15 protein-coding genes, 4 pseudogenes and 1 riboswitch are annotated in these 21,550 nt (G+C 57.1%); of the genes and pseudogenes, 7 read left to right on the plus strand and 12 right to left on the minus strand.

Features of this window, described 5'->3' with window-relative positions:
- Positions 1 to 14: 14 nt before the first annotated feature.
- The 10 genes and pseudogenes from AAAK34_RS19230 to AAAK34_RS19275 form a co-directional block, all read right to left on the minus strand.
- Positions 15 to 1,743 (minus strand): annotated as a pseudogene (locus AAAK34_RS19230) (peptidoglycan D,D-transpeptidase FtsI family protein).
- A 25-nt stretch (positions 1,744 to 1,768) separates the two neighbouring features.
- Positions 1,769 to 2,038, minus strand: a pseudogene (gene ftsL, locus AAAK34_RS19235) (cell division protein FtsL); the annotation flags it as partial.
- Positions 2,035 to 2,949 carry a 16S rRNA (cytosine(1402)-N(4))-methyltransferase RsmH gene (gene rsmH / locus AAAK34_RS19240; protein ID WP_231694621.1) on the minus strand — a complete coding sequence of 305 codons (915 nt, stop codon included), beginning with the start codon at positions 2,947 to 2,949 and terminating at the stop codon, positions 2,035 to 2,037. The gene rsmH and the pseudogene ftsL, both read right to left, overlap by 4 nt.
- Before the next feature lie 9 nt (positions 2,950 to 2,958).
- Complete coding sequence (mraZ, locus tag AAAK34_RS19245) at positions 2,959 to 3,387, minus strand: division/cell wall cluster transcriptional repressor MraZ (protein WP_231694846.1); 429 nt, start codon at positions 3,385 to 3,387, stop codon at positions 2,959 to 2,961.
- A gap of 286 nt (positions 3,388 to 3,673) precedes the next feature.
- A complete protein-coding gene (gene metF, locus AAAK34_RS19250) occupies positions 3,674 to 4,498 on the minus strand; it encodes a methylenetetrahydrofolate reductase [NAD(P)H] (RefSeq protein ID WP_231694620.1) in 825 nt (274 codons plus the stop codon).
- Entirely contained in the window at positions 4,495 to 5,268 is a 774-nt protein-coding gene (locus AAAK34_RS19255) for a TlyA family RNA methyltransferase (protein ID WP_231694619.1), read from the minus strand. The genes metF and AAAK34_RS19255 overlap by 4 nt, the downstream gene beginning before the upstream one ends.
- 32 nt (positions 5,269 to 5,300) lie before the next feature.
- Positions 5,301 to 6,737, minus strand: a complete 1,437-nt coding sequence (gene ahcY, locus AAAK34_RS19260) for an adenosylhomocysteinase (protein ID WP_231694618.1) — start codon at positions 6,735 to 6,737, stop codon at positions 5,301 to 5,303.
- Positions 6,738 to 6,808: 71 nt separating this feature from the next.
- Positions 6,809 to 6,891: riboswitch (S-adenosyl-L-homocysteine riboswitch) on the minus strand.
- Positions 6,892 to 7,792: 901 nt separating this feature from the next.
- Complete coding sequence (locus AAAK34_RS19265; protein ID WP_231694616.1) at positions 7,793 to 8,344, minus strand: GNAT family N-acetyltransferase; 552 nt, start codon at positions 8,342 to 8,344, stop codon at positions 7,793 to 7,795.
- Complete coding sequence (locus tag AAAK34_RS19270) at positions 8,345 to 8,641, minus strand: DUF1778 domain-containing protein (RefSeq protein ID WP_231694615.1); 297 nt, start codon at positions 8,639 to 8,641, stop codon at positions 8,345 to 8,347. It lies immediately after the preceding gene.
- 370 nt (positions 8,642 to 9,011) lie between these two features.
- Positions 9,012 to 10,115, minus strand: coding sequence for a Fic family protein (locus AAAK34_RS19275; protein ID WP_431777568.1), 1,104 nt, complete (start codon positions 10,113 to 10,115; stop codon positions 9,012 to 9,014).
- A 634-nt stretch (positions 10,116 to 10,749) separates the two neighbouring features.
- On the opposite strand from AAAK34_RS19275, the pseudogene AAAK34_RS19280 reads away from it, so the two are divergent.
- Positions 10,750 to 10,929, plus strand: a pseudogene (locus AAAK34_RS19280) (GTP-binding protein); the annotation flags it as partial.
- A gap of 191 nt (positions 10,930 to 11,120) precedes the next feature.
- Here AAAK34_RS19280 and AAAK34_RS19285 read toward each other — a convergent pair.
- A complete protein-coding gene (locus AAAK34_RS19285; protein ID WP_231694613.1) occupies positions 11,121 to 12,281 on the minus strand; it encodes an acyltransferase family protein in 1,161 nt (386 codons plus the stop codon).
- A 610-nt stretch (positions 12,282 to 12,891) separates the two neighbouring features.
- Between AAAK34_RS19285 and AAAK34_RS19290 the strand changes: the two genes are divergently transcribed.
- The 5 genes from AAAK34_RS19290 (at position 12,892) to AAAK34_RS19310 (ending at position 19,154) form a co-directional block, all read left to right on the plus strand.
- A complete protein-coding gene (locus AAAK34_RS19290) occupies positions 12,892 to 14,529 on the plus strand; it encodes a peptide chain release factor 3 (RefSeq protein ID WP_231694612.1) in 1,638 nt (545 codons plus the stop codon).
- Between the two features lie 21 nt (positions 14,530 to 14,550).
- Positions 14,551 to 16,764 carry an acyltransferase family protein gene (locus AAAK34_RS19295; protein ID WP_431777569.1) on the plus strand — a complete coding sequence of 738 codons (2,214 nt, stop codon included), beginning with the start codon at positions 14,551 to 14,553 and terminating at the stop codon, positions 16,762 to 16,764.
- 278 nt (positions 16,765 to 17,042) lie between these two features.
- A complete protein-coding gene (locus tag AAAK34_RS19300) occupies positions 17,043 to 17,399 on the plus strand; it encodes an EamA family transporter (RefSeq protein ID WP_231694610.1) in 357 nt (118 codons plus the stop codon).
- 1 nt (position 17,400) lies between these two features.
- Positions 17,401 to 18,366, plus strand: a complete 966-nt coding sequence (locus AAAK34_RS19305; protein ID WP_231694609.1) for a glycosyltransferase family 2 protein — start codon at positions 17,401 to 17,403, stop codon at positions 18,364 to 18,366.
- Positions 18,366 to 19,154: an HAD family hydrolase gene (locus tag AAAK34_RS19310; protein WP_231694608.1), complete on the plus strand. Its 789-nt coding sequence runs from the start codon at positions 18,366 to 18,368 to the stop codon at positions 19,152 to 19,154. Before AAAK34_RS19305 ends, AAAK34_RS19310 begins: the two co-directional genes overlap by 1 nt.
- Positions 19,155 to 19,357: 203 nt before the next feature.
- Here the strand turns inward: AAAK34_RS19310 and AAAK34_RS19315 are convergent, their stop codons facing one another.
- Positions 19,358 to 20,590 (minus strand): hypothetical protein, encoded by a 1,233-nt coding sequence (locus AAAK34_RS19315; RefSeq protein WP_431777570.1) that lies wholly within the window; start codon positions 20,588 to 20,590, stop codon positions 19,358 to 19,360.
- Positions 20,591 to 21,346: 756 nt separating this feature from the next.
- Here AAAK34_RS19315 and AAAK34_RS19320 point away from each other — a divergent pair.
- Positions 21,347 to 21,533: pseudogene (locus AAAK34_RS19320) on the plus strand (HAD family hydrolase); the annotation flags it as partial.
- Between the last annotated feature and the right edge of the window lie 17 nt (positions 21,534 to 21,550).

Below are 21,550 nucleotides of genomic sequence, written 5' to 3' on the forward strand. Positions count from 1 at the left end.
AAGCGAGTGCGCCATCAGAACGACTCCTCCACCACCTCGGCCTTGATCTCTGGCTTCACTGCCATGTCAGGCTGCACGCCCATGATGCGCAACGTCTGTTGGACCACCTCGCTGAACACAGGCGCCGCCACGGTACCACCATAGTAAGTACCGTTGCTTGGCTCGTCGACCATCACGGCCACGATGATGCGCGGCTTTTCAATGGGCGCCATGCCAGTGAACCAGGCTCGGTACTTGTTGCTCGCGTAGCCCTTGCCCGCCTGTTTTCGTGCCGTACCGGATTTACCCCCACGGAGTAACCCACGGTCTGCGCACGCTGGCCGGTACCCCCGGGCCAGCGGCCATTTGCAGCATCTTGCGAACGGCCTGAGCGTTCTTCGCTGAAAACACCTTCATGCCCTGTGCGGCTTCCGAGCGCTTGAGCAACGTGGCAGAGATCACTTCGCCGTCGTGCGCAAAAGCGGTGTAGGAGTGCGCCATCTGAAACAGGGATGCCGAGAGACCGTAGCCGTAGGCCATCGTGGCCTGCTCCACCGGCTTCCAGCTTTTCCAGGGCCGCAGCCGCCCGACCGCAGCGCCTGGGAAAGACAGCTGCGGACGCTGCCCATAGCCGAGCGCCGTAAAGGTTTCCCACATTTCCTGCGGTTGCATTTTCTGTGCGATCTTCAGCGCGCCAACGTTACTCGACTTCTGGATCACGCCCTCCACCGTCAACGCGCCATAGTTATGGGTATCTCGAATGGTGAAGCGATCCAGTTGGTAAGAACCCGGGGATGTGCTGATGATGGTCTGGGGCGTGACGCGGCCAGCCTCCAGCGCCATGGCGACGGTGATCGGCTTGATGGTGGAGCCTGGCTCGAAAGTGTCTGTCAAGGCAATGTTGCGAAGCTGGGCTCCGGTGAGGTTCCGCCGATCGTCTGGCGTGTAGCTCGGGTAGTTGGCCAGGGCCAGCACTTCTCCGGTGATGGCATCAAGCACGACCGCGCTACCCGACTTGGCCTTGTGGCTCGTGACAGCGTCGCGCAGCTTCTGATAGGCGAAGAACTGCACTTTGGAATCGATCGAAAGCTGGATGTCCCGTCCATCCACAGGAGGGACTTCGTCGCCTACGGCTTCAACGACGCGACCCAGCCGATCCTTGATCACGCGGCGTGAACCGGCGTGTCCTACAAGCTCTTTCTCGAACGACAGTTCAGCGCCCTCTTGCCCCTTGTTTTCGACGTTGGCAAACCCCACGACGTGCGCGGCTGCTTCGCCCTCCGGATACTTGCGCTTGTATTCCTTGCGCTGGTAGATACCCGAAATCTTCAGTTCAGCGATTTGCTTGGCCACGGGCTCGTCTACCTGGCGCTTGATCCAGACAAAGGTCTTGTCTTCGTCAGCCAGTTTCTTGTTGAGCTCTGATAGCGGCATGCCAAGCAAGCGGGCCAGCTTGCTCAGCTTTTCGGCGTCGCGCTCGACATCTTCCGGAATCGCCCAGATGCTGGGCGCCACCACGCTGGACGCCAGGATCAACCCGTTGCGATCAAGAATACGGCCGCGACTGGCCGGCAGCTCCAGGGTTCGGGCAAAGCGCACTTCCCCCTGGCGCTGGAAAAAATCATTGCCAATCACCTGTACGTAGGCCGCACGAGCCACCAGGCCCAGAAACGCCAGCGCCAGGCAAGCCACAATGAACTTGCTGCGCCATACCGGCGTTTTGGAAGCGAGGAGCGGACTGGAGGTGTAGCGAATGCTTTTCACGGCTTGCCCCCTGGACCGTAGCCGAGGGCACCGCTTTTGCAGCGACGTATTCGGTGATGGCGGGCGTGACCGTACGCATGGCCAGCTTTTCTTTGGCCAGTTTCTCGACGCGCAACGAGGTAGCCTCTGCACGCTTTTCGACCTCGAGGCGGCTACGCTCGGTTTCCAGCCGATGCGACTCGGCGATGGCACGATCGAGCTCAGTGAACAGGCGCCGGGAGTCGTATTGAACCCGCACCAGATACAAGGCGCTGAAGATGGCCGCTGCGAAAAGCACGACAGAAAGCCGAGTCATGCCGGCGCCTCCGTTCGTTCAGCCACTCTCATGATGGCACTGCGCGCACGGGGGTTGGCGGAGACTTCGGCCGGGCTGGGGCGAATACGGCCCAGGGCGCGCAGCAGCGTAGGCGCGGGTTCGGCAAATGGCGCGCGGCGATCTACCACCGCACGGGAATGCCGAGCGATGAACTGCTTGACGATGCGGTCTTCCAGCGAATGGAAGCTGATCACCACGAGCCGCCCTCCAGGTTGCAGGACTTCGAGACTTGCCTTCAGCGCCTGCTCGAGCTCTTCAAGTTCGGCGTTGACGAAAATCCGAAGAGCCTGAAATGTGCGCGTTGCTGGGTTCTGGCCCGGCTCGCGGGTCTTGACCGCGCCAGCCACGAGTTCGGCCAGTTCGAGAGTGGTTGCAAGCGGGCCCCGCTCCTGTCGGCGAGTGACAATCGCCTTTGCAATGGGGCCAGCAAACCGTTCTTCGCCATATTCACGAATCACCTCCGCAATCTGCCTTTGCTCCGCACTGGCCAGCCAATCGGCCACACTCTGGCCGCGCGTGGTGTCCATGCGCATATCCAGCGGACCGTCGGCACGAAAAGAAAAACCCCGGGCGGGGTTGTCGATTTGTGGCGAGCTGATTCCGAGGTCCATGAGCACCCCCGCCGCGCTGTGCGGCGGCAACTCGTTCAGGCTCGCAAAGCCTTGGTGCCGGATGGAAAAGCGCGCATCCTGAATGCGTGCCGCCTCGGCCAGCGCCTCGGTGTCTTTGTCGTAGGCGATCAGTTGGCCGGCTGGCCCCAACCGCGACAAAATCAGGCGCGAATGCCCTCCCCGACCGAACGTGGCATCCACGTACAGCCCCTGTGGGTCCGTGACCAGGGCGTCGACCGCCTCTTGGAGCAGGACCGTGGTGTGCAACCATGCGTTCACCTGCCTCCTTTAAAAAACGAGTTCCTCGAACGCCTGGGCCATACCAGCCTGGATGGCTTCGGCCTCCTTGGCGTCGTAGGTGACTTTGTCCCAGAGTTCAAAGTGGTTGCCCATGCCAAGCAGCATGAGATCACGAGAAAGGCCGGCAGCCTGGCGCAGCTCGGGCGACACCAGAACGCGGCCAGTGCCGTCCATATCGACATCCATGGCGCTACCCAGAAAGATACGCTTGAGCCATTGGGCAGACATGGGCATTTGAGCAATGCGCTCACGGAATTTTTCCCACTCAGGGCGGGGAAACACCATCAAGCAGCCGTGCGGGTGCTTGGTAATGGTGAGCTGACCGGAAGCCGTGGCGGACAGGACGTCGCGATGCCGGGTAGGCACGGAAAGCCTCCCCTTTGCATCCAGACTGAGCGACGATGCCCCTTGAAACACGTGAATCCCCTGTAAAGTGCCGGCAACTTTGCGGTGAAGGCACTTTTCACCACTTAATTGCACTTTTTTGCACTGTAGCAGGAAAACAGCGGTCGGCAAGAGGGACCAACAAATTCTTTCAATGAAATCAACGCCTTAGCTTTGATCTAACCAGCAAGCGTGAAATTTTTCGCTTGTAAATAAAGCACTTAGGAGCGATATCGAAAGTAAGACATGCCAAGGGCCCTGAAAAGGGCCCTTGATCGGCACTGAGAGTGCCCGTGAAAAAACGTAGCCAGGAAGGCTGTCAACCCATCCGCTTGATCAGTTCCAGCACAGGTGCACCTTGATTCAGCGTGTAGAAGTGGAACGCCGGTGCACCACCCGCCTGCAAGCGCTCGCAGAGATGGGCCACCACATCGGCCCCGAAATCCTTGATGGAAGCGGTGTCGTCGCCAAAGGATTGCAGCCGCAGGCGAATCCAGCGGGGCACCTCTGCTCCGCAGGCATCTGAGAACCTCAGCAATTGCGAGGAGTTGGTAATGGGCATGATCCCCGGCACGATGGGAATATCAATGCCGCGCTGCTTCAGCTCGTCCACATAGCGGAAGTAAGCGTCAACATTGAAAAAATACTGCGTCATGCCATCATTCGCGCCGGCCGACACTTTTGCAGCAAAAGCTTCGAGATCGGCGGAGGGCGACTTCGCTTGCGGATGCACTTCGGGGTAAGCCGCCACGGAAATATGGAAGGCACTGCCGGTTTCAGCGCGAATGAATTCCACCAGTTCGCTGGCATAGCGGAACTCGCCGCCCATGCCGTAACCGCTGGGCAAGTCGCCACGCAAGGCCACAATGCGCTGAATACCAGCGGCCTTGTAGCTCGCCAGGCGCTCACGAATGGTTTGGCGCGTCTGGCCAATACAGGAAAGATGTGGAACGCCAGGAAGACCTTCTTCAAGAATCTGACGCACAGTGCCGAGCGTGCCTTCTTGTGTCGAGCCGCCTGCGCCAAAGGTCACGGAACAAAACTCCGGCTTGAGCGCATACAGCTGCTGCCGCACGGCGCGCAGCTTTTCGACGCCTTCAGGCGTCTTCGGCGGAAAGAACTCCAAGCTAATAGGGAGGGTCATGGTACGTTTGATTCAGGTGACGCCGAGGTGGCGTGAATAAAGAATTCGCGGTTGCCGTCGCCGCCCGCAATGGGGCTGTCGAACCAGCCTGCCACGGCCAGCCCCGCGTCGGCACAGGCCTTGCGCAACCGCTGCTCAACCTGCGGATACAAGGTCGCGTCGCGCACGATGCCGCCCTTACCCAACTGCCCGGGCTGCAGTTCGAACTGAGGCTTGACCAGCATCAGCAGCGCCCCGCCAGGCGCCAGAAGCGGCGCCAAGGCCGGCAACACCAGCGAAAGCGAAATAAAGGAAAGATCACCGGTAACGAGGTCAAAACTCGGCTGTGCCACGCCAGCCTCCGCCAATACAGACGCGTTCAACTCGCGCGCGTTCAGGCTTTCAAGGCAGACCACGCGGGCATCCGCACATAGGCGCGGATGAAGCTGGCCGTGCCCAACATCCACGCCCACCACCTGCACGGCGCCCTGCGCCAGCAAGCAATCGGTAAATCCGCCGGTGGACTGGCCCACATCGAGGCCGCGCCGCCCGGCCACATCAAGCCCTGCCTGACGCAAGGCGCCCTCAAGCTTCAGGCCGCCGCGCGAGACGTAGCGCGCCTCGGCGACATCATGAAGTTCAATCTGCGCATCGGCGGGAAGGTCGTCGCTCTTGCCGAGCGGACGCCAGCCGCCTGGCGCGCGCCAGCGCGCGCCAGCCGCGATCAGGCGTTGCGCCTGGCTACGGCTGGCCGCGAGGCCACGCATCACGAGTAGTTGATCGGCGCGCATGGAGTCTGCGCCTGTTCTGCCTAAACCGGAACTCAGTAACGGTAGGTATCTGGCTTGTAAGGGCCGACCTTCGGCACGCCAATATAAGCAGCCTGCTCGTTCGACAGCACGGTCAGTTTTGCGTTCAACTTGGCCAGTTGCAAGCGTGCGACCTTTTCGTCCAGGTGCTTGGGCAGAACGTAGACCTTGCCCACATCGTAGCTGTCAGAGTGAGCGTAGAGCTCAATCTGCGCGATGGTCTGGTTGGCGAACGAGGAAGACATGACATAGCTCGGGTGGCCAGTGCCGCAGCCCAGGTTCACCAGACGGCCCTTGGCCAGCAGAATGATCCGCTTGCCGTCCTTGAAGATCACGTGGTCAACCTGCGGCTTGATCTCTTCCCACTTGCACTTTTCTTCCAAGCTGGCGACATCAATCTCATTGTCGAAATGGCCGATGTTGCAAACGATGGCCTGATCCTTCATGGCCTTCATGTGCTTGTAGGTGATAACGTCTTTATTGCCGGTTGCGGTGACGAATATATCGGCCAGCGGAGCCGCCTCTTCCATGGTGACAACGCGGTAGCCTTCCATGGCGGCCTGCAGGGCGCAAATAGGGTCGATCTCTGTTACCCACACCTGCGCGGACAATGCGCGCAGAGCTTGCGCAGAGCCCTTGCCCACGTCTCCGTATCCGCACACCACGGCAACCTTGCCGGCGATCATGACGTCGGTGGCACGCTTGATGCCGTCTACCAGTGATTCACGGCAGCCGTAGAGGTTGTCGAACTTGGACTTGGTGACCGAATCGTTGACGTTGATGGCGCGGAACATGAGCGTGCCCTTGGCAGACATCTCGTTCAGGCGATGCACGCCCGTGGTGGTTTCCTCGGTTACACCAAGAATTTCAGCGCTCTTGCGGCTGTACCAGGTGGCATCTTCCTTGAGTTTCGCCTTGATCGCCGCAAACAGGACTTTTTCTTCTTCGCTCTTGGGATTCGCGATCACCTTCGGATCGGTCTCGGCCTGCTTGCCAAGGTGCATCAGCAGCGTGGCATCGCCGCCGTCATCCAAAATCATGTTGGGGCCTTCGCCCTTGGCGCCCTTTTTGCCGAATTCGAAGATGCGGTGCGTATAGTCCCAGTAATCTGCCAGCGTTTCACCCTTGATGGCGAAGACCGGAGTGCCGCTGGCTGCAATCGCCGCCGCCGCGTGGTCCTGGGTACTGAAAATGTTGCATGAAGCCCAGCGCACCTCGGCACCCAGCGCCTGCAAGGTCTCGATCAGCACCGCAGTCTGAATCGTCATGTGCAGACTGCCGGTAATGCGAGCGCCCTTCAGGGGTTTTGATTTCGCGAACTCCTCGCGGATCGCCATCAGGCCGGGCATTTCGGTCTCGGCGATCTTGATTTCCTTGCGGCCCCAGTCTGCCAAGGTGACGTCGGCAATTGCGCTGTCAGCGGCAACGGGGTTTTTCAAACGTGCGTTCATGGTGGCTCCAAACCAACTGATGTTGAACCACTGGCAAGACGGGAATAAAAAAGCTCACCGCACTTGCTTTCAGTGGATGAGCGTCGTTGCAAAGAAGGGATTCCGAGCCTCACGCCTGGCAGTTGATGCAGGCGCTGCAACGCTCCTCGGAATACGCCTGATTATACGAAACAAGCGCTATGTCGCTTGACACTGATGTCGCTTGAACTGATTGAAGTGGTCATAAAGGTATCGATGACCGAGTTGCAGCGTGTCATGTTTTCTCGTTGGCTGGTTGACACCCAGTGCGGCCTCGTCAGCCTTTCTCGCTTGCTGCATGTCATTTGCCTTGAAAGAGGCGCTGTTGGGGGGCTGAACCACCCCGCCCTTCGGGCACCCCTCCGACGGAGGGGAATTGGTCGGCCGCAGTCATGACTAACGGGGGGTGTCCGGTGGGGCCAGATGGCATTTGAACCTAATTCCCCTCCGGTGGAGGGGTGGCAGGCGCAGCCTGACGGGGTGGTTTCTTCGGGAAGCACCAAACACTGCATGTCGTTTGCCTTGAAAGAGGCGCTGTTGGGGGGCAGAACCACCCCGCCCTTCGGGCACCCCTCCGACGGAGGGGAATTGGTCGGCCGCAGTCATGACTAACGGGGGTGTCCGGTGGGGCCAGATGGCATTTGAACCTAATTCCCCTCCGGTGGAGGGGTGGCAGGCGCAGCCTGACGGGGTGGTTTCTTCGGGAAGCACCAAACACTGCATGTCATTTGCCTTGAAAGAGGCGCTGTTGGGGGGCAGAACCACCCCGCCCTTCGGGCACCCCTCCGACGGAGGGGAATTGGTCGGCCGCAGTCATGACTAACGGGGGGTGTCCGGTGGGGCCAGATGGCATTTGAACCTAATTCCCCTCCGGTGGAGGGGTGGCAGGCGCAGCCTGACGGGGTGGTTTCTTCGGGAAGCACCAAACACTGCATGTCATTTGCCTTGAAAGAGGCGCTGTTGGCAATCATAATCGGGGTCAGATCACGATTTTTTGAGCGGACAGAACCCGATTTGGATGGGGCATAGAACGAGGTTCACGAATTCTGTGTTCCGGAAGCCAGACGAGGCCCAGAGAAAAGCTGTGCAATCTGGCGCATCGGCAGAAACAAACGCCTGGGAGTGAGCTGGAAGGGCAGGAAGTCGAAATGCCTGTAGAAACTCTCGGCCTGCTCGTCCTTCGCGTCCACGATGGCGGCCATTGCGCCAATTTGCTGCGCTCCTTCGAGACAGCGGCGCAGTGCATCGATGAGAAGGAACTCCCCGACACCCTGCCCTTTGGCCGTCTGATCAACCGCCAGCCTGCCTAGCAGGGTCACAGGCAACTGTCCGTACCGGGGCAGCTTCTTCATCATGTCCGGCGGCAGCTCATCGAGGGGAATGATGGACGCTGAAAGCGTGTAGAAACCGCGCACCGCCCGGCGACCAGGTTCAAGGAGCACAAAGGGCACGGCGACGTGCTTCTCGGCATCCTGCCGCGCCTGCTGCTTGAGGAAGCGATTCAGATCGTCGTTACCGCAGTCGAAGGCGCTGCGGTAATGTCCTTTTCCGAGGGGGACGACGTATTCAGGCGTCAGGGTGAGCGGCAATCACAGCCCCGTCTTCTGGCGGTAGCTTTCCGCGGCTTTGCGCAAGCGCGCGCCCGGTTCCGGCGGGTTCAGCAGGGCAGAGACAAAAACAAGCCGCTCCTCGCGTGAGAGCCGGATGAGTTCGTGTTCCTGGACGATCTTGGCAGCGGCCCGCTGCGCACTGTCGATCACAAACTCGCTCAGCGTGCGACCGGACAGAGCGGCAGCCCGTTGGAAGAGACTTTTCTGTTCGCTGGAGACCGGTGCCTCCAGCCGCGCATTGCGCGTTTTTTCGGACTTTTCAACGGTGCTCGGCATAGCAACCTCTCTTGGCTGGGCAGGGGACTATGACTCTGCGTTTTCTTATGCAACGCACGACAAATGTACGGACAAGTCAAGTCAATGCGGCTTTGGCCGAGCCCTCGAGGTCATGGGAAAGTTCGCCTCACACCCGACCGTCTTCGCAAATTGGCCGCACCTGTTCATTGTCTGGCCGCCTCAGCAGGCGGCAAAGACTTGTAGGCGGACGCAAGTGCCCATGCCCATGTCCATGCCCGTGGAGCGAAATCAGGGATTTCTCATAGTGACATATCGTTGAAGCGTTGCCCTCTTTCTCTACTCCCTGTCACAACAGGAAGAGATACAGCTCAATGGAAACAGCCCGCCCCGGCTGCGCCACAGTTGCACGTCAACCACGCTCTTTTCCGCCCTTCACGAGTTCACCCAGGAAACGGGCGAACGGAACGATGTTGACTTCTACGCTGGCCTGTTCCAGCGCCGTCATGTACTCATCGCGTCGCATCACTGGGATCACCGTCCACGGGAAGCCCCCAGACGCCAGCATCACGTTCATCAGGAAGCGACCCATGCGCCCGTTGCCGTCAAGGTAGGGGTGGATATAGACGAAGATGAAATGCCCCATAACGACGCGAACAGAGGGCTCGGACTCGCTCCGGAGCAGTTCAAAAAATGCAGGCATGAGTTCGCGCACAGCCTCCCGATTCGGGGGAACGTGCATGGATCGGCGAATGTAGACGGGGCCATTGCGATAACCGGCAAGATCAGCCGGTTTGAGAATACCGGCCGCAACGCTCGGCCCGAACAGTTCCCTGTACCACGCGCCGTGATCAGCCTCTGCTATGTGTCCGGCGTTTTCACCGTCCAGACCCCTGTCAACGCTTTGCCTGACGCGCTGGAAGGCCTGCCAGTACCCGCGTGCGGCAAGGGCGTCCCGATGGTTGCGGTCCGCCTCGATGGTGTCGGGGCTCCAGTCACCGGAGCGGACACGCTCGATCAGCCCCGCGCTGACCCGGTAGCCCTCGATTGAGAGCGAGTTGTAGGCGTCCGTGACATAGACCTCGTCCACGCTCTTGAGGTAGGCCGCCTTGTCTTGAGGCAGTCCCGGCGGCGCGGGAAAATGGTCCAGAACATCCTTGCGCATTTTTTGCCAGGTCATGCTGACCCGGTTGACGTAGGGCGAGGTTTCGCGCAAGCCGAGAGCCACGTGCGGGATGCCCGTGAAAGGGTCCGTCTCGTGCACGGTGTAGCCTGCCGCACGCATGGTTTCCACAATGTTGGCGGCGATGCTGACCCGTCCAATATTGCGGAAGGCTCCCGCCAGCCTTCCTGCAATCGTGCTGTGTCCACCCTCAAGCAAGCGGCCAAGAACCTGGGAGGCATCGGTGATCGCGGCCAACGCCGCCCGCATGACGATGGGCTGGGCGGTGAAATTTGTCGGCGAACTCGCAATGAGCCCACCGGGAAGGCTGAAAACCCGTATGCCATTCCTCACTTCGATGTCCTGCGCCGGGGGCAGCGCCAGCCGGACATCGAAGATCGAGGTCTCGTGGGGCAGGGATAAGGGCTTGTTGCCCCCCTCGGGGATCGGACCTGAACCTGCCGGGGCACCGTCCAGTCGCCGGTCTGCACAGACAGGGATTGCTCGGGACTAAGGCACCAATCCCCGTCGAACCGTTCATTGAGGTAGTCGGCGCAGAATGCCCAGAAGGACGTATACCAGGCCGTGCTTTCGCCGGGAGCCTCGTCGGGACGGCTCGTGATGTACCAGCCCTTCACGACCTCGCGAAGGAATCCATTCCTGAGCAGACGTTCTCTGTGTGTACGGGTGATGTGCGTGGTCCGGATGGCCACGATCCCCTGATCCTGAAGGCTTTTCAGAACTTCGAGGGAGGTGGCAAGGTTTTCTGATGGCGTTGCCATGATCACTCTGCTTGTACTTTTTAGGTTATTGAGTGTTGTGCTTTTTAGGTTATCAAGTCAAGCAAGTTTTAGGTTTTTGAGTTTTGTTATTTTTAGGTTATCGTGCTGCAAAACAGCAATGTACGCCGAGGGATCTGGGGCAGATGACCGTGCAGAGGTCAGCCGGTACCCTCAAGGTTTGCGTACATATTTGATCGATTGGCCCCATGTCAAACCATACTTTCATAGGAAAAACCAGGCGGAGACGCACGTTTGCCATCATCTAGCACCCCGACGCGGGCAAAACCACACTAACCGAGAAACTGCTGCTGTTCTCCGGGGCGATTCAGAGTGCGGGCAGCGTGAAGGCACGCAAGGCCAGTCGCCACGCCACCAGCGACTGGATTGCGGCGTTGCCTAAGCCGGTCGCCTAGCCGGCCGCGCGAAAATAAACGCGATACCACGAGGTATCCCCGCGTTTTTCTTCGCATCGGCGCACCGCTTGAAGCCACAGCTTTTCGATCGTCGTGCAACAGCCACAACGGCCCTCGCGCAGAAAATTTGAACAAGCTCTGAACAGTTGGTTGTCGCACTGGCATCACACTGACGGATGCCATCGATTTTCGACCCAACGAAAGTTCATCCAAGCGACAAGAAGCGACAGGACTGTCAAGGTCAGGGCCAACAAGGGGCCGGACGTGACCAAAGTCTGCCCACTTCGATGCACCAGCAAAATGACGGGTGCATGGTAGAGATATACGCTAAAGCTGATCCGACCAAGAGCACCTAACCCCGTTGACCGAACGACCGCCTGTAACACACTTGATGTTTCCAGCACGACAAAACCGGCCAACATCAGCGCAAAACCTGCGGCTAGCCAGGTGCGCGAAAAAACAACAGCGAAGGGATAGCTGTAATACCCTTGGGGAAGAAGACTCACGTAGTAAACGAGGCACGTTCCAGCCAAAGTTAGAACAAGGCACAGCATCGCCAAACCACCCCAGGGCCAGCGCGCGCGAAAACGAGCCCAAACCCCGCGCTGCTGCAGCCATGCGACCAGCATGCCCATCGCAAACTCGTCCAGAGCCCCGAGAATCTGCACTGCCCAAAAAGAGCGCTGCTCAGGTTCGACCGCAACCATGACACTGGCGCGCCAAACGTAGCTCACCGCCACAAAAAATAGGACCATCGACCAGCCCGCCCATGCTCGCCAGATGGGCGCCAGTGCGAGCATCGCCAAATAGAACGACCATTCGATCCCTAGCGTCCATGCAGGTCCGATGATCGAATACATGCTCCACGGCTGCATTTGATGCAGCATGAGCAAATGAAGCCCGATATCTGCCCAACCTCGAGCGCTGGCGAAATATTGACGCTCGATCAGGACCAGCACCAGCAATAGCGCCAAGTAGTACGCGGGGAGAATCCTCGTCATCCGCCTTCTAACGAAGTGCAGCGGCTCAAACGTGGAAGGTCGAAGTACGGCGTTGGCAATGAAAAACCCGCTCAATACGTAGAACAAGTCAACACCAACCCAAAGATTCAACACGAGCTTTTCCGCAAAGCCCGAAGCTCCGAACGCTGAAGTATTGGGCCAGAGCTGCCGGATGTACTCCTGCAGATGGCACATCAGAACCAGGGCAATGGCCAAGCCTCGCAAGCCGTCAAGCACCTCGATGCGGGGCGCCAGTGCATTTGCCGACTCGCTGACGTCACGACGCCCTGGCGCATTCCTCGGAAGAGTCAGTGCTTTGCCCATTTGCTTTGGATACGTCTTGAAGATCTGGTCATGATGAAACGGCCTCACGGAAATTAGGAACTTGAGCGATCACCACCAAAAAGATAAGACAGCCCTGCATGACCCTAGCGAGTCGGTGGTAGTGCGGATCGCCCGAGACCGTTCCGCAACCGAGCGCAGGGAGCTATGCATGCCCCCCTTGAAGGTGCAAACGCGATGAATCGAGGGTATCGCGAATTTAGTCGATAACATCAGCCGACCAAGCGCCGCCGCCGTGACAAACGCAGCGCGCAGCACCTCATTGACGAGGGCGAAAATGCCAGGCCGCGCTAACCGACTTGCTCGTTTGCACCGCGACGCTCAAGCAACTTCAAAATCTGTGACGACGCGCGAATCCGACGGCAGCGCGGCTTGCTCGGCCGTCATCTATCGCCAGTGGCTGGGCTATTGGCTACAAAATCTGCCTTGCGCTGCCTCCCTGGCCTCGCCCGCGCTTCCCGCCAGAGTTTTGAACACATTGCCTAGTCGGTTGATAATTACGGGTTAGGCCGCCGAAACCGCATCCTCGCGCCGCGCCATTTCAATTCGCGTGCACTCCAGAGCACCCGCACATATTTAGACCAATATCTCCATGTCCAACCAGAATTTCCTAGAAGAAACCAGGCGGAGACGCACGTTTGCCATCATCTCTCACCCCGACGCCGGCAAGACCACGCTGACTGAGAAGCTGCTGCTATTCTCCGGCGCAATTCAGATCGCAGGCAGCGTGAAGGCACGCAAGGCCAGCCGCCACGCGACCAGCGACTGGATGGAGATTGAAAAGCAGCGCGGCATTTCCGTGGCATCTTCCGTGATGCAGATGGTCTACCGCGACCACGTGATCAACCTGCTGGACACCCCGGGACACAAAGACTTCTCGGAAGACACTTACCGCGTGCTCACCGCCGTGGACTCGGCCCTGATGGTGATTGACGCTGCCAACGGCGTGGAAGCCCAGACACGCAGACTGATCGAAGTTTGCCGCCAGCGCGACACCCCGATCATCACCTTCGTCAACAAGATGGACCGCGAAGTGCGTGACCCGCTCGACATCATGGATGAGGTGGAGCGCGAGCTGGGTATGCCATGCTGCCCAATCACCTGGCCCGTAGGTCAGGGCAAGAATTTTGGCGGCATCATCAACCTGCGCTCAAAAAGCATGACCGTGTTCCAGTCAGGCAGTGAAAAGCGCCCGCAGGATTTTGAAGTCATCCCGTTGAGCGACACCGACAAGCTGCGCGCTCGCTTCGGGCAGGCTTTCGATGAAGCGCTGGAAAGCATGGAACTGGCCGTGGGCGCCTCGGCCGAGTGGGATCATGAAGCTTTCCTGGCCGGCAAGCTGACGCCCGTGTTCTTCGGTTCCGGTGTGAACAACTTCGGGGTCATGGAAGTGCTGGACGCGGTGGTAGACATGTCTCCTTCGCCTGGCCCACGCAAGAGCACACTGATGGTGAACAAGCAGCCGGTGGAGAAAATCATTCATCCGGAAGATGAAGGCTTCTCCGGCGTGGTGTTCAAGGTGCAGGCCAACATGGATGCCAACCACCGGGACCGGATCGCCTTCGTGCGTGTCGCTTCTGGCAAGTACACGCCTGGCATGAAGATGAAGGTGCAACGCACGGGCAAAGAGCTACGCCCCACCAGCGTGGTCACCTTCATGAGTCAGCGCCGCGAAGCGGTAGAAGAAGCCTATGCTGGCGACATCATTGGTTTCACCACGCACGGCGGCGTGCAACTGGGTGACACCATTACCGATGGCGCGAACCTGCAGTTCACAGGGCTGCCCTTCTTTGCACCCGAGATGTTCATGACCGTGGTGCTGAGGAACCCGCTGCGCACCAAGCAATTGCAACAGGGACTGATGCAACTGGGCGAAGAAGGCGCCATTCAGGTTTTCAAACCCGAAGCCGGTGGCAACATGCTGCTCGGCGCCGTGGGGCAATTGCAGTTTGAAGTGGTGCAGCACCGCCTGAACGCTGAGTACGACTGCGACATTCGCCTGGAGGGCTGCCAATACACCGGCGCGCGCTGGATCACGGCCGATACTCCTGCGGAACTGCGCGAATTTGAGAACGCCTACCCGCTTCGCATGGCCCGGGATGCGGCAGACACACTGGCTTATTTGTGCACCAGCCCCTACGATGTGCGGCTGGCGCAGGAGCGGTTCCCAAAGATACATTTTCATCCGCTGCGGGAACATGCGGGACTTGCCCTTCAATCTGGGCAATGATCGCAAAAGCTCTCATACGGTATGAATGCGCTTTCTGCACAAAACGCACCTGCCCATCAGGCCAATAATTTCGACGCCATACGCATGGTGGCGGCCTTATCGGTTCTGATCAGCCACCACTTTGCCTTACTGGGACAGTTCGAGCCGTCCGTGCTCCAGATCAACACGCTGGGTGGTTTTGCAGTACTGATATTCTTTGCGATCAGCGGTTATTTGGTCACGGCAAGTTGGTATAACGACCCTAACCTGCTTCGTTTCGCCCAACGCCGCGCATTGCGCATATTTCCCGCTTACATCGCTGTCATCATACTGACGGCGTATGTACTGGGATCATTTCTGACAAGCCTCCCTCTCGGAGATTATCTTTCCCACAAGCTGACTTTTGCGTATCTCTCCAATATTTGGATGGGATTAATTTCAGCCCTACCTGGTGTTTTCGAAAAAAATCCATATCCAGTCGCGGTGAATGGTTCCCTCTGGACAATTCCCTATGAAATCAAATGCTATATAGCGCTGGCATGCGCCGCCGCCGTCGGACTCCTTCGCCGACGCCTGCTGTGGCTGTCTCTCATTACTATTACACTCCTTTGGTACCAAATCCGATTCGGACCTGATTTTCACCAAGATTGGAAACATTTTCGGGAAATGGCTGCCTACTTTTTGGCAGGTTCCGCCGTATTCACACTCCAGCCACTATGGAGCAAAAGGCCTGCGCTCTACCTTGGACTGCTTATCGTAGCAGGACTGAGCCTCTGGCACTCCGGACTTAGATACATATCATTCCTTCTGGTAGTACCTTACGCCGTTATATACCTAGGCACGCGATCCACACCAATTTTGCGTGGATTCGGTCGTTGGGGAGATCCGTCTTACGGCATCTATTTGATTGCATTTCCAACGCAGCAAACGATTATTCATTTTCTTTGGCCCTCTGTAGGTTCGGCAGGTATCCTGGCGCTTTCCATTTTGGTGACCACAATACTCGCCTATGCGTCATGGCATGGCCTGGAAAAAGTAGCCATGAAATTCAAGCCGCGTAGACCTTCGGAGCAAAGAGGGGTCAGTGCACCCAAATTTCTGATGCGTTTTCTGGAAAACGGGTCTTATCGCTTCGCTTTTCTACTGCTCCTGCTAGGAGCCTGTTACATCACTTGGCTCATCGCATGCTGGCCTGGTGTGCTGGGTCAAGACAGTCTTGCCACCATGCTCGAGGTAGAGACAAACCGGGAAGCTCAAGCGGGTAAGCCTGCATTCTGGTACTTGTACAACCTGCTGCTCTATGGGCCCTGGCGCTTGGTTGAAGTTCCCATCCTGGTTCAATCACTCATCAGCGTCATCGTTTCCGCGCGCATTCTGAGCTGGATGCTCGAGCAAAGACACTTCAAGAGTTTTTGGTACTGCCTGTTTTTCGTAGCGCTAGCCCCTAGCGTCCTATATTATTCGGCGGCACTTTACTCAGACGGCATTTACACGATGTCGATGATGGGCATGCTGTTCGAAGTATGGATCTGCTACCGAGCCCGGCGTATTAATTCCGTTTCTGCGATCATGCTTGCAATAACACTGCCATTCGCACTTTTTGCACGCCCCAACGGACTCATCAATGCGGTTGCCCTGATAGCACTATTTTTTGCGCTGCCTAAACTTGATCGCTGGAAACTCGTCGGTATGGCGCTGCCTTGGCTATTGGTCGCACTTTATGCAAACTCTCAATTCAAGCATCGCGCGCCCATAGGCTCGATCTTTCCTCTTGCTCTTTATGAAACGGTGGGCTTCATGGAGCACCGTCCGATGGGCCTCTGGGAACACAACAAGCCCCGGATATCGCCAAAATCCGTCGAGGCATTGACTTCTAATGGAAAAACATTGGAGCACATCTCCAAGTTTTATGATCATTATTACTGGGATCCACTGATCTTCAACCCAGCCGGCCCAGCTCTTCTCTACCTCTCCAAGGAAGCAAAAACCACAATTATCCGGGAGTTTTTCAAGTACAACCTTTGGCATAATTTTCCAGCTTTCGCGGCCAGCAGAGTAAATATTTTCCTATACTCTGCGTTGGCAAACGGGGAATTCCGCCACCAGACTCAGCGCAATATATCTTGTCGCAAACGAAGTCACAGTCGCAAGAGAAATTCAGAAGTTCTTGGCCGCACAAGAAACTCATGCTTTGGTATAACTTCGCATTTGAGCATCGCGCCTTGTTCTGGGCACCTTGGCTTGGACTTTTTCTGATCGTGGCCGCTAGCGCCCGTGCATCGCGGGCACGCGACCGTAGCGGGCTTGTGGTGTGCAGCGTCTTCGTCTTGCAGTTGGCTGCAGTTTTCTTTTTCTCTATTGCTGGGGAGTATCGATATTTGCTCTCCTTCTTTACTGCACCGCTTGTACTCCTTCCTGTTTACCTTCATTCCAGAACCAGCGATGATTCCCAGAGCAAGCTACGCGCAGACGGCTGAAAATTCTCTGAAATTCTCTCACCTGACACTATCGGCACATCTGCCTGGGCACCCTTCATGACCCCGCTGATCACCACCATCACTGTCCTCTGCGTTCTGGGCATTTCGCTTGGGCAGTTGCTTTTCAAGAAAGCAGCGCAATCCATCGTTGATGCCAGCAGTTGGCATCAATGGGTATTCAATGGGTGGCTAATCACGGCCCTGGCCCTTTACGGAATCACCACGCTGGTGTGGATCTGGGTGCTGCGCCATGCGCCGCTCCATATTGCCTACCCTTTCATGGGACTGGCGTTTTTGATCGTTCCGGTCCTTGGGTGGATGATGTTGGGTGAAGCACTGAATTGGCAGACCCTGGCGGGGGGTGCACTGATTCTTGCGGGGGTGACCTTGGCATCCATTGGGGGGCATAGCTGATATGAATCCGCATCTTGCCGTTGCCATTCCCTGCTACAAGGTCCGCGCCCATATTTTGGGGGTGATCGCCGCCATTCCGCCTGCGGTTCAGCGCATCTATGTGGTGGACGACAAATGCCCGCAAGACAGCGGCGCGCTGGTGCAGAGTGAATGTGATGACCCTCGCGTGCGCGTGATCTTTCACGAGCAGAACCAAGGGGTAGGTGGCGCCATTGCCACGGCTTACCGGGCTGCGCTGGAGGAAGACGTGGACATCGTCATCAAGGTAGACGGCGATGGCCAGATGGACCCTTCCCTGATCCCGCATTTTGTGCGGCCCATTGCACGAGGCAAAGCTGATTACACCAAAGGTAACCGGTTCTACCGCCCAGAATCGCTCAAGGGCATGCCACCGGTCCGGCTGTTCGGGAATGCGGCGCTCTCCTTCATCAACAAGCTGAGCACGGGCTACTGGTCTGTCATGGACCCAACCAACGGCTATACGGCAATACACACCAGCGTGCTGCGCGAATTGCCTCTGCACAAACTTGAAAAGCGCTATTTTTTTGAGACCGACATGCTGTACCACCTGAACACGGTGCGTGCCGTGGTGCGCGATGTCCCTATGGATTCCGTGTATGCCGACGAGGAATCGAGCCTGAAGGTTTCCAAAGTGCTGCCGGAATTCATGGTCAAGCACGTGACCCGGTTCTTTAAGCGCTACGTGTACCTTTACCTGCTGCGCGACTTCAACCTGGGCAGCCTTTACAGCCTGCTCGGTGTGCTGTTGTGCCTGATCGGCGGGATATTTGGCCTGACGCACTGGGCCCTGAGCGATGCAACGGGCGAACCTGCCACCAGCGGCACCGTCATGCTGGCGGCTCTGCCCTTGATCATCGGCATTCAGTTTCTCATTGCGTTCCTGCACCACGACGTGGAGCACGTGCCGACCGAACCACTCTCGATTGATCTGGCGGACGAATCCTGATGACAGGCCTGGCTCCTCTGATCCAGCGGCCGCGGGGAGTGTGGCGCGACATTGTGGGTGTTTTTACCGACATCGATGACACCCTCACCTGCGATGGCGCCATTGCCCCCGTGGCATTGGAATCACTTGGCAGCTTGAAGCAAGCCGGGTTGCACGTGATCCCGATCACCGGAAGGCCCGTCGGCTGGAGCGAGCCGTTTGCACAGAGCTGGCCGGTGGACGCGATCGTGGCAGAAAATGGTTCGGTGGCACTCCTCAAAGACGGCAAGCGTTACCAAGCGGATGCCGCCATGCGTGCCGCCAACTTTGCCCGCTTGCAAGAAGTGGCAGCCTGCGTGCTGCGTGAGGTGCCGGGCACGATGCTCGCGCAGGACTCTTCCGGGCGAGAAACGGATATTGCGATCGACCACAGCGAGTTCGCGCATTTGAACGCGGCACAGATTGCTCAGGTAGTGGAGATCATGCGCCGAGAGGGTCTCAATGCCAGTGTCAGCAGCATTCATGTGAATGGCTGGATCGGCGGGCACGACAAATGGCTAGGTGCCCGCTGGATCACCCAAGTGCTTTTTGGCCGGGATCTGGCCTCTGAAACGCGACGCTGGGTCTATGTGGGAGACTCAACCAATGACCAAGTGATGTTCCAGCACATGAGGCACAGTGTCGGTGTGGCCAACATCAGGCGTTTTGAAGCAGAGTTGGTGCACAAACCTGATTATGTGACGCAAAGGGAGCGCGGAGCAGGGTTTGCTGAGGTCGCGCAAGCCATATTGATGGATCGAACGGCGTGAAGTGAGCAAGACGGGGGCTTCGTTCACACTTTAAGTATGGGACCGGGATACTCTCTGATTCGCTCATCAACCGCCAGAAGAATGACGCGATACACCATGGCTTGAGCAATCATCAGTGGATCGAAAGTGTCTTTTTGAACTGTCGGCGGACTATCTACCGATAGGGCATGTTCGTTTGCGGTAGGCACCAATGATGCGTCACATCACGGTACACACGAGTTTATCGGCGCCCCTTGGTGGACGCGGTATATCCTGGGTCGAGGTTCAAGCTCGGAACTAGCGACCAACTCAAGGGCTGCAGGACATTTCTCGGCCAACTGCAACAACGTTTCGGAGTACGGACCGAACCCCCAATCGCCTGCTGTCAGGGCATATTCGATTTCATACTCACGCAAATATCGAAGCAGAGAATTCATCAATGATTCATCACCTGCGGGATCCAGCCTACTAATATCGACTCGGTTGAAGAGCATGCCATATTGATAATTACTGGTGGTAAACACCTTGCGTTTTGAAGACACCATATCTTCGTAGATCGGCAATGCATCGTCACCAAATTGTGCCGAGAACATTAACTTATTTCCGTCTCGCAGGGCTGTGGCATTCAAAGACCATGCCGTACCCACCGCTAGGCATACAACAAAAATTCCCAGGACCAAAGATACAGCACGCGTTTCAAATTTATCGGTGATCGCAGGAAACTGGATCTCCTGCGCCGCGTCCCGACCTCTAGCGTGCAAAACGCTAATAGCAAGGTAGACGGCCATCAAAATAACATGCATTCCATGCCGCTTTTCGTAAGATCCAATGATGAACCAGATTGCGAGGAATGGCGCTATGGCAAAGATCCATAAAAATCTACCCCGACTCGTCGACAACGCAATCCCTGTGGAAACAACCAAGAGAACGCCTAGGAAGGCATCGTTCAAAATGTATTTGCTGAAGGCATAAAAACCGGATGCGAGATACCCTCCATTTTTCTCAGCAATGGCCAGCACCCCTTGATTGTTGGAAAAATCCGGCGCAATAAAAACAGGCCAGATCGCGGCCAGTATGGCAGTCACTCCCCCGAAAATAATCGTGATCGCAGGCCAGCGCCAGCGCCAAACACCAAAAAGCGCTATGACCGGGAGTGATAGGCCCACCCATACCAAGCCGGGTTGCTTAGTCAGGGCCGCAAGCAACCCACAAGCGCAAGCGATAATCCAGGGCTGCAGGGCATATGGTGAATTAGCATACTGCAACACCAGTGCGAAGCTCGTAAACATGAGTGCACTAGAAAGAGGGTCAGCATAACCCCAGAGCAAAATATTACTAACACTGCCAAGTGCCGCCAGAGCGAGGAGCAGGCTAACCCATTGAATCTTTGCAGATTTACCCCTTCGATGGCATTGATCAAAAAAATCAAAGCGATCAATATCGCTGGCACCCCGCATAAAAGTTTTGCCCAGAAATGCGAGATGTGAGATTCTTGCGCGAAAAATACCGCACTAAGCACATAGGGAAAAAACTGAGGATATGCCGCCTGTGTATAGTAAAAATCAGCCGGCATCCCTAGATAATGCTGGACAGCCCACATACTCCAACTATAAATCTCATCGTGACGCACAAATCCCGTTCGAGTAGATTTTATAGCTGCATGAACCAACCAAACCAGCACAAACCCCATCCACATTCGGGATGGCCATGAGGCACTTCGCCCCCATGACAATTGCATCAACTTCGCTAGAGCCAATGCGATGCAAAAAGCAACCATAACCCAGACGAAAGAAAATACAAATGTTGGCAACGGTAAATGTGCTCCAATTAAAGCAAACGCACCATTGAGAGCAATCAGTAACAAACTAATTGCGGAAATTTCAGTCACCGTCACCTTCAACCAGAACTCTTCGCCTACTTTTTTCATAAGTCCCCTTGCAGCTGCATAAATACGAATTGTGCTTGACAAGCATCAGTCCACACGAGAGCCAAAGCACGAGCGTTATCTTTCGCGCTCCTCTGAAGTACATTTATGCAACACTGTCGATAAAAATTCAGACCATCTACTGAATGACGCCAAGTGCGACTGGGCCGACGCCTCCCGTGTGCGGCCAAACTTTTCCGCTTGCAGGAAGTCGCACTCTGCGCTCCGCGAGAGGAGCGGGGCGCCCGAGCGATGACCCAGCGATCTGGCCACAGATACGGAACGCTAGGTCTATGTGGGTGACTCAACCAATATCCAAGTGATGTTTCAGCACATGAGGCACAGTATCGGCGTGGCCAACGTCAGGCGTTTTGAAGCAGAGTGTGGTACACAAACCTGATTATGTGACGCAAAGTGAGCGCGGAGCAGGGTCTGCAGAGGTGGCGCAAGCCATACTAAGAGATCGAGCGGCTTGAGGAGAAGAATGCGGAGA

Source organism: Ottowia caeni (genome assembly GCF_050821495.1).
Taxonomy (GTDB): Bacteria; Pseudomonadota; Gammaproteobacteria; order Burkholderiales; family Burkholderiaceae_C; genus Ottowia; species Ottowia caeni.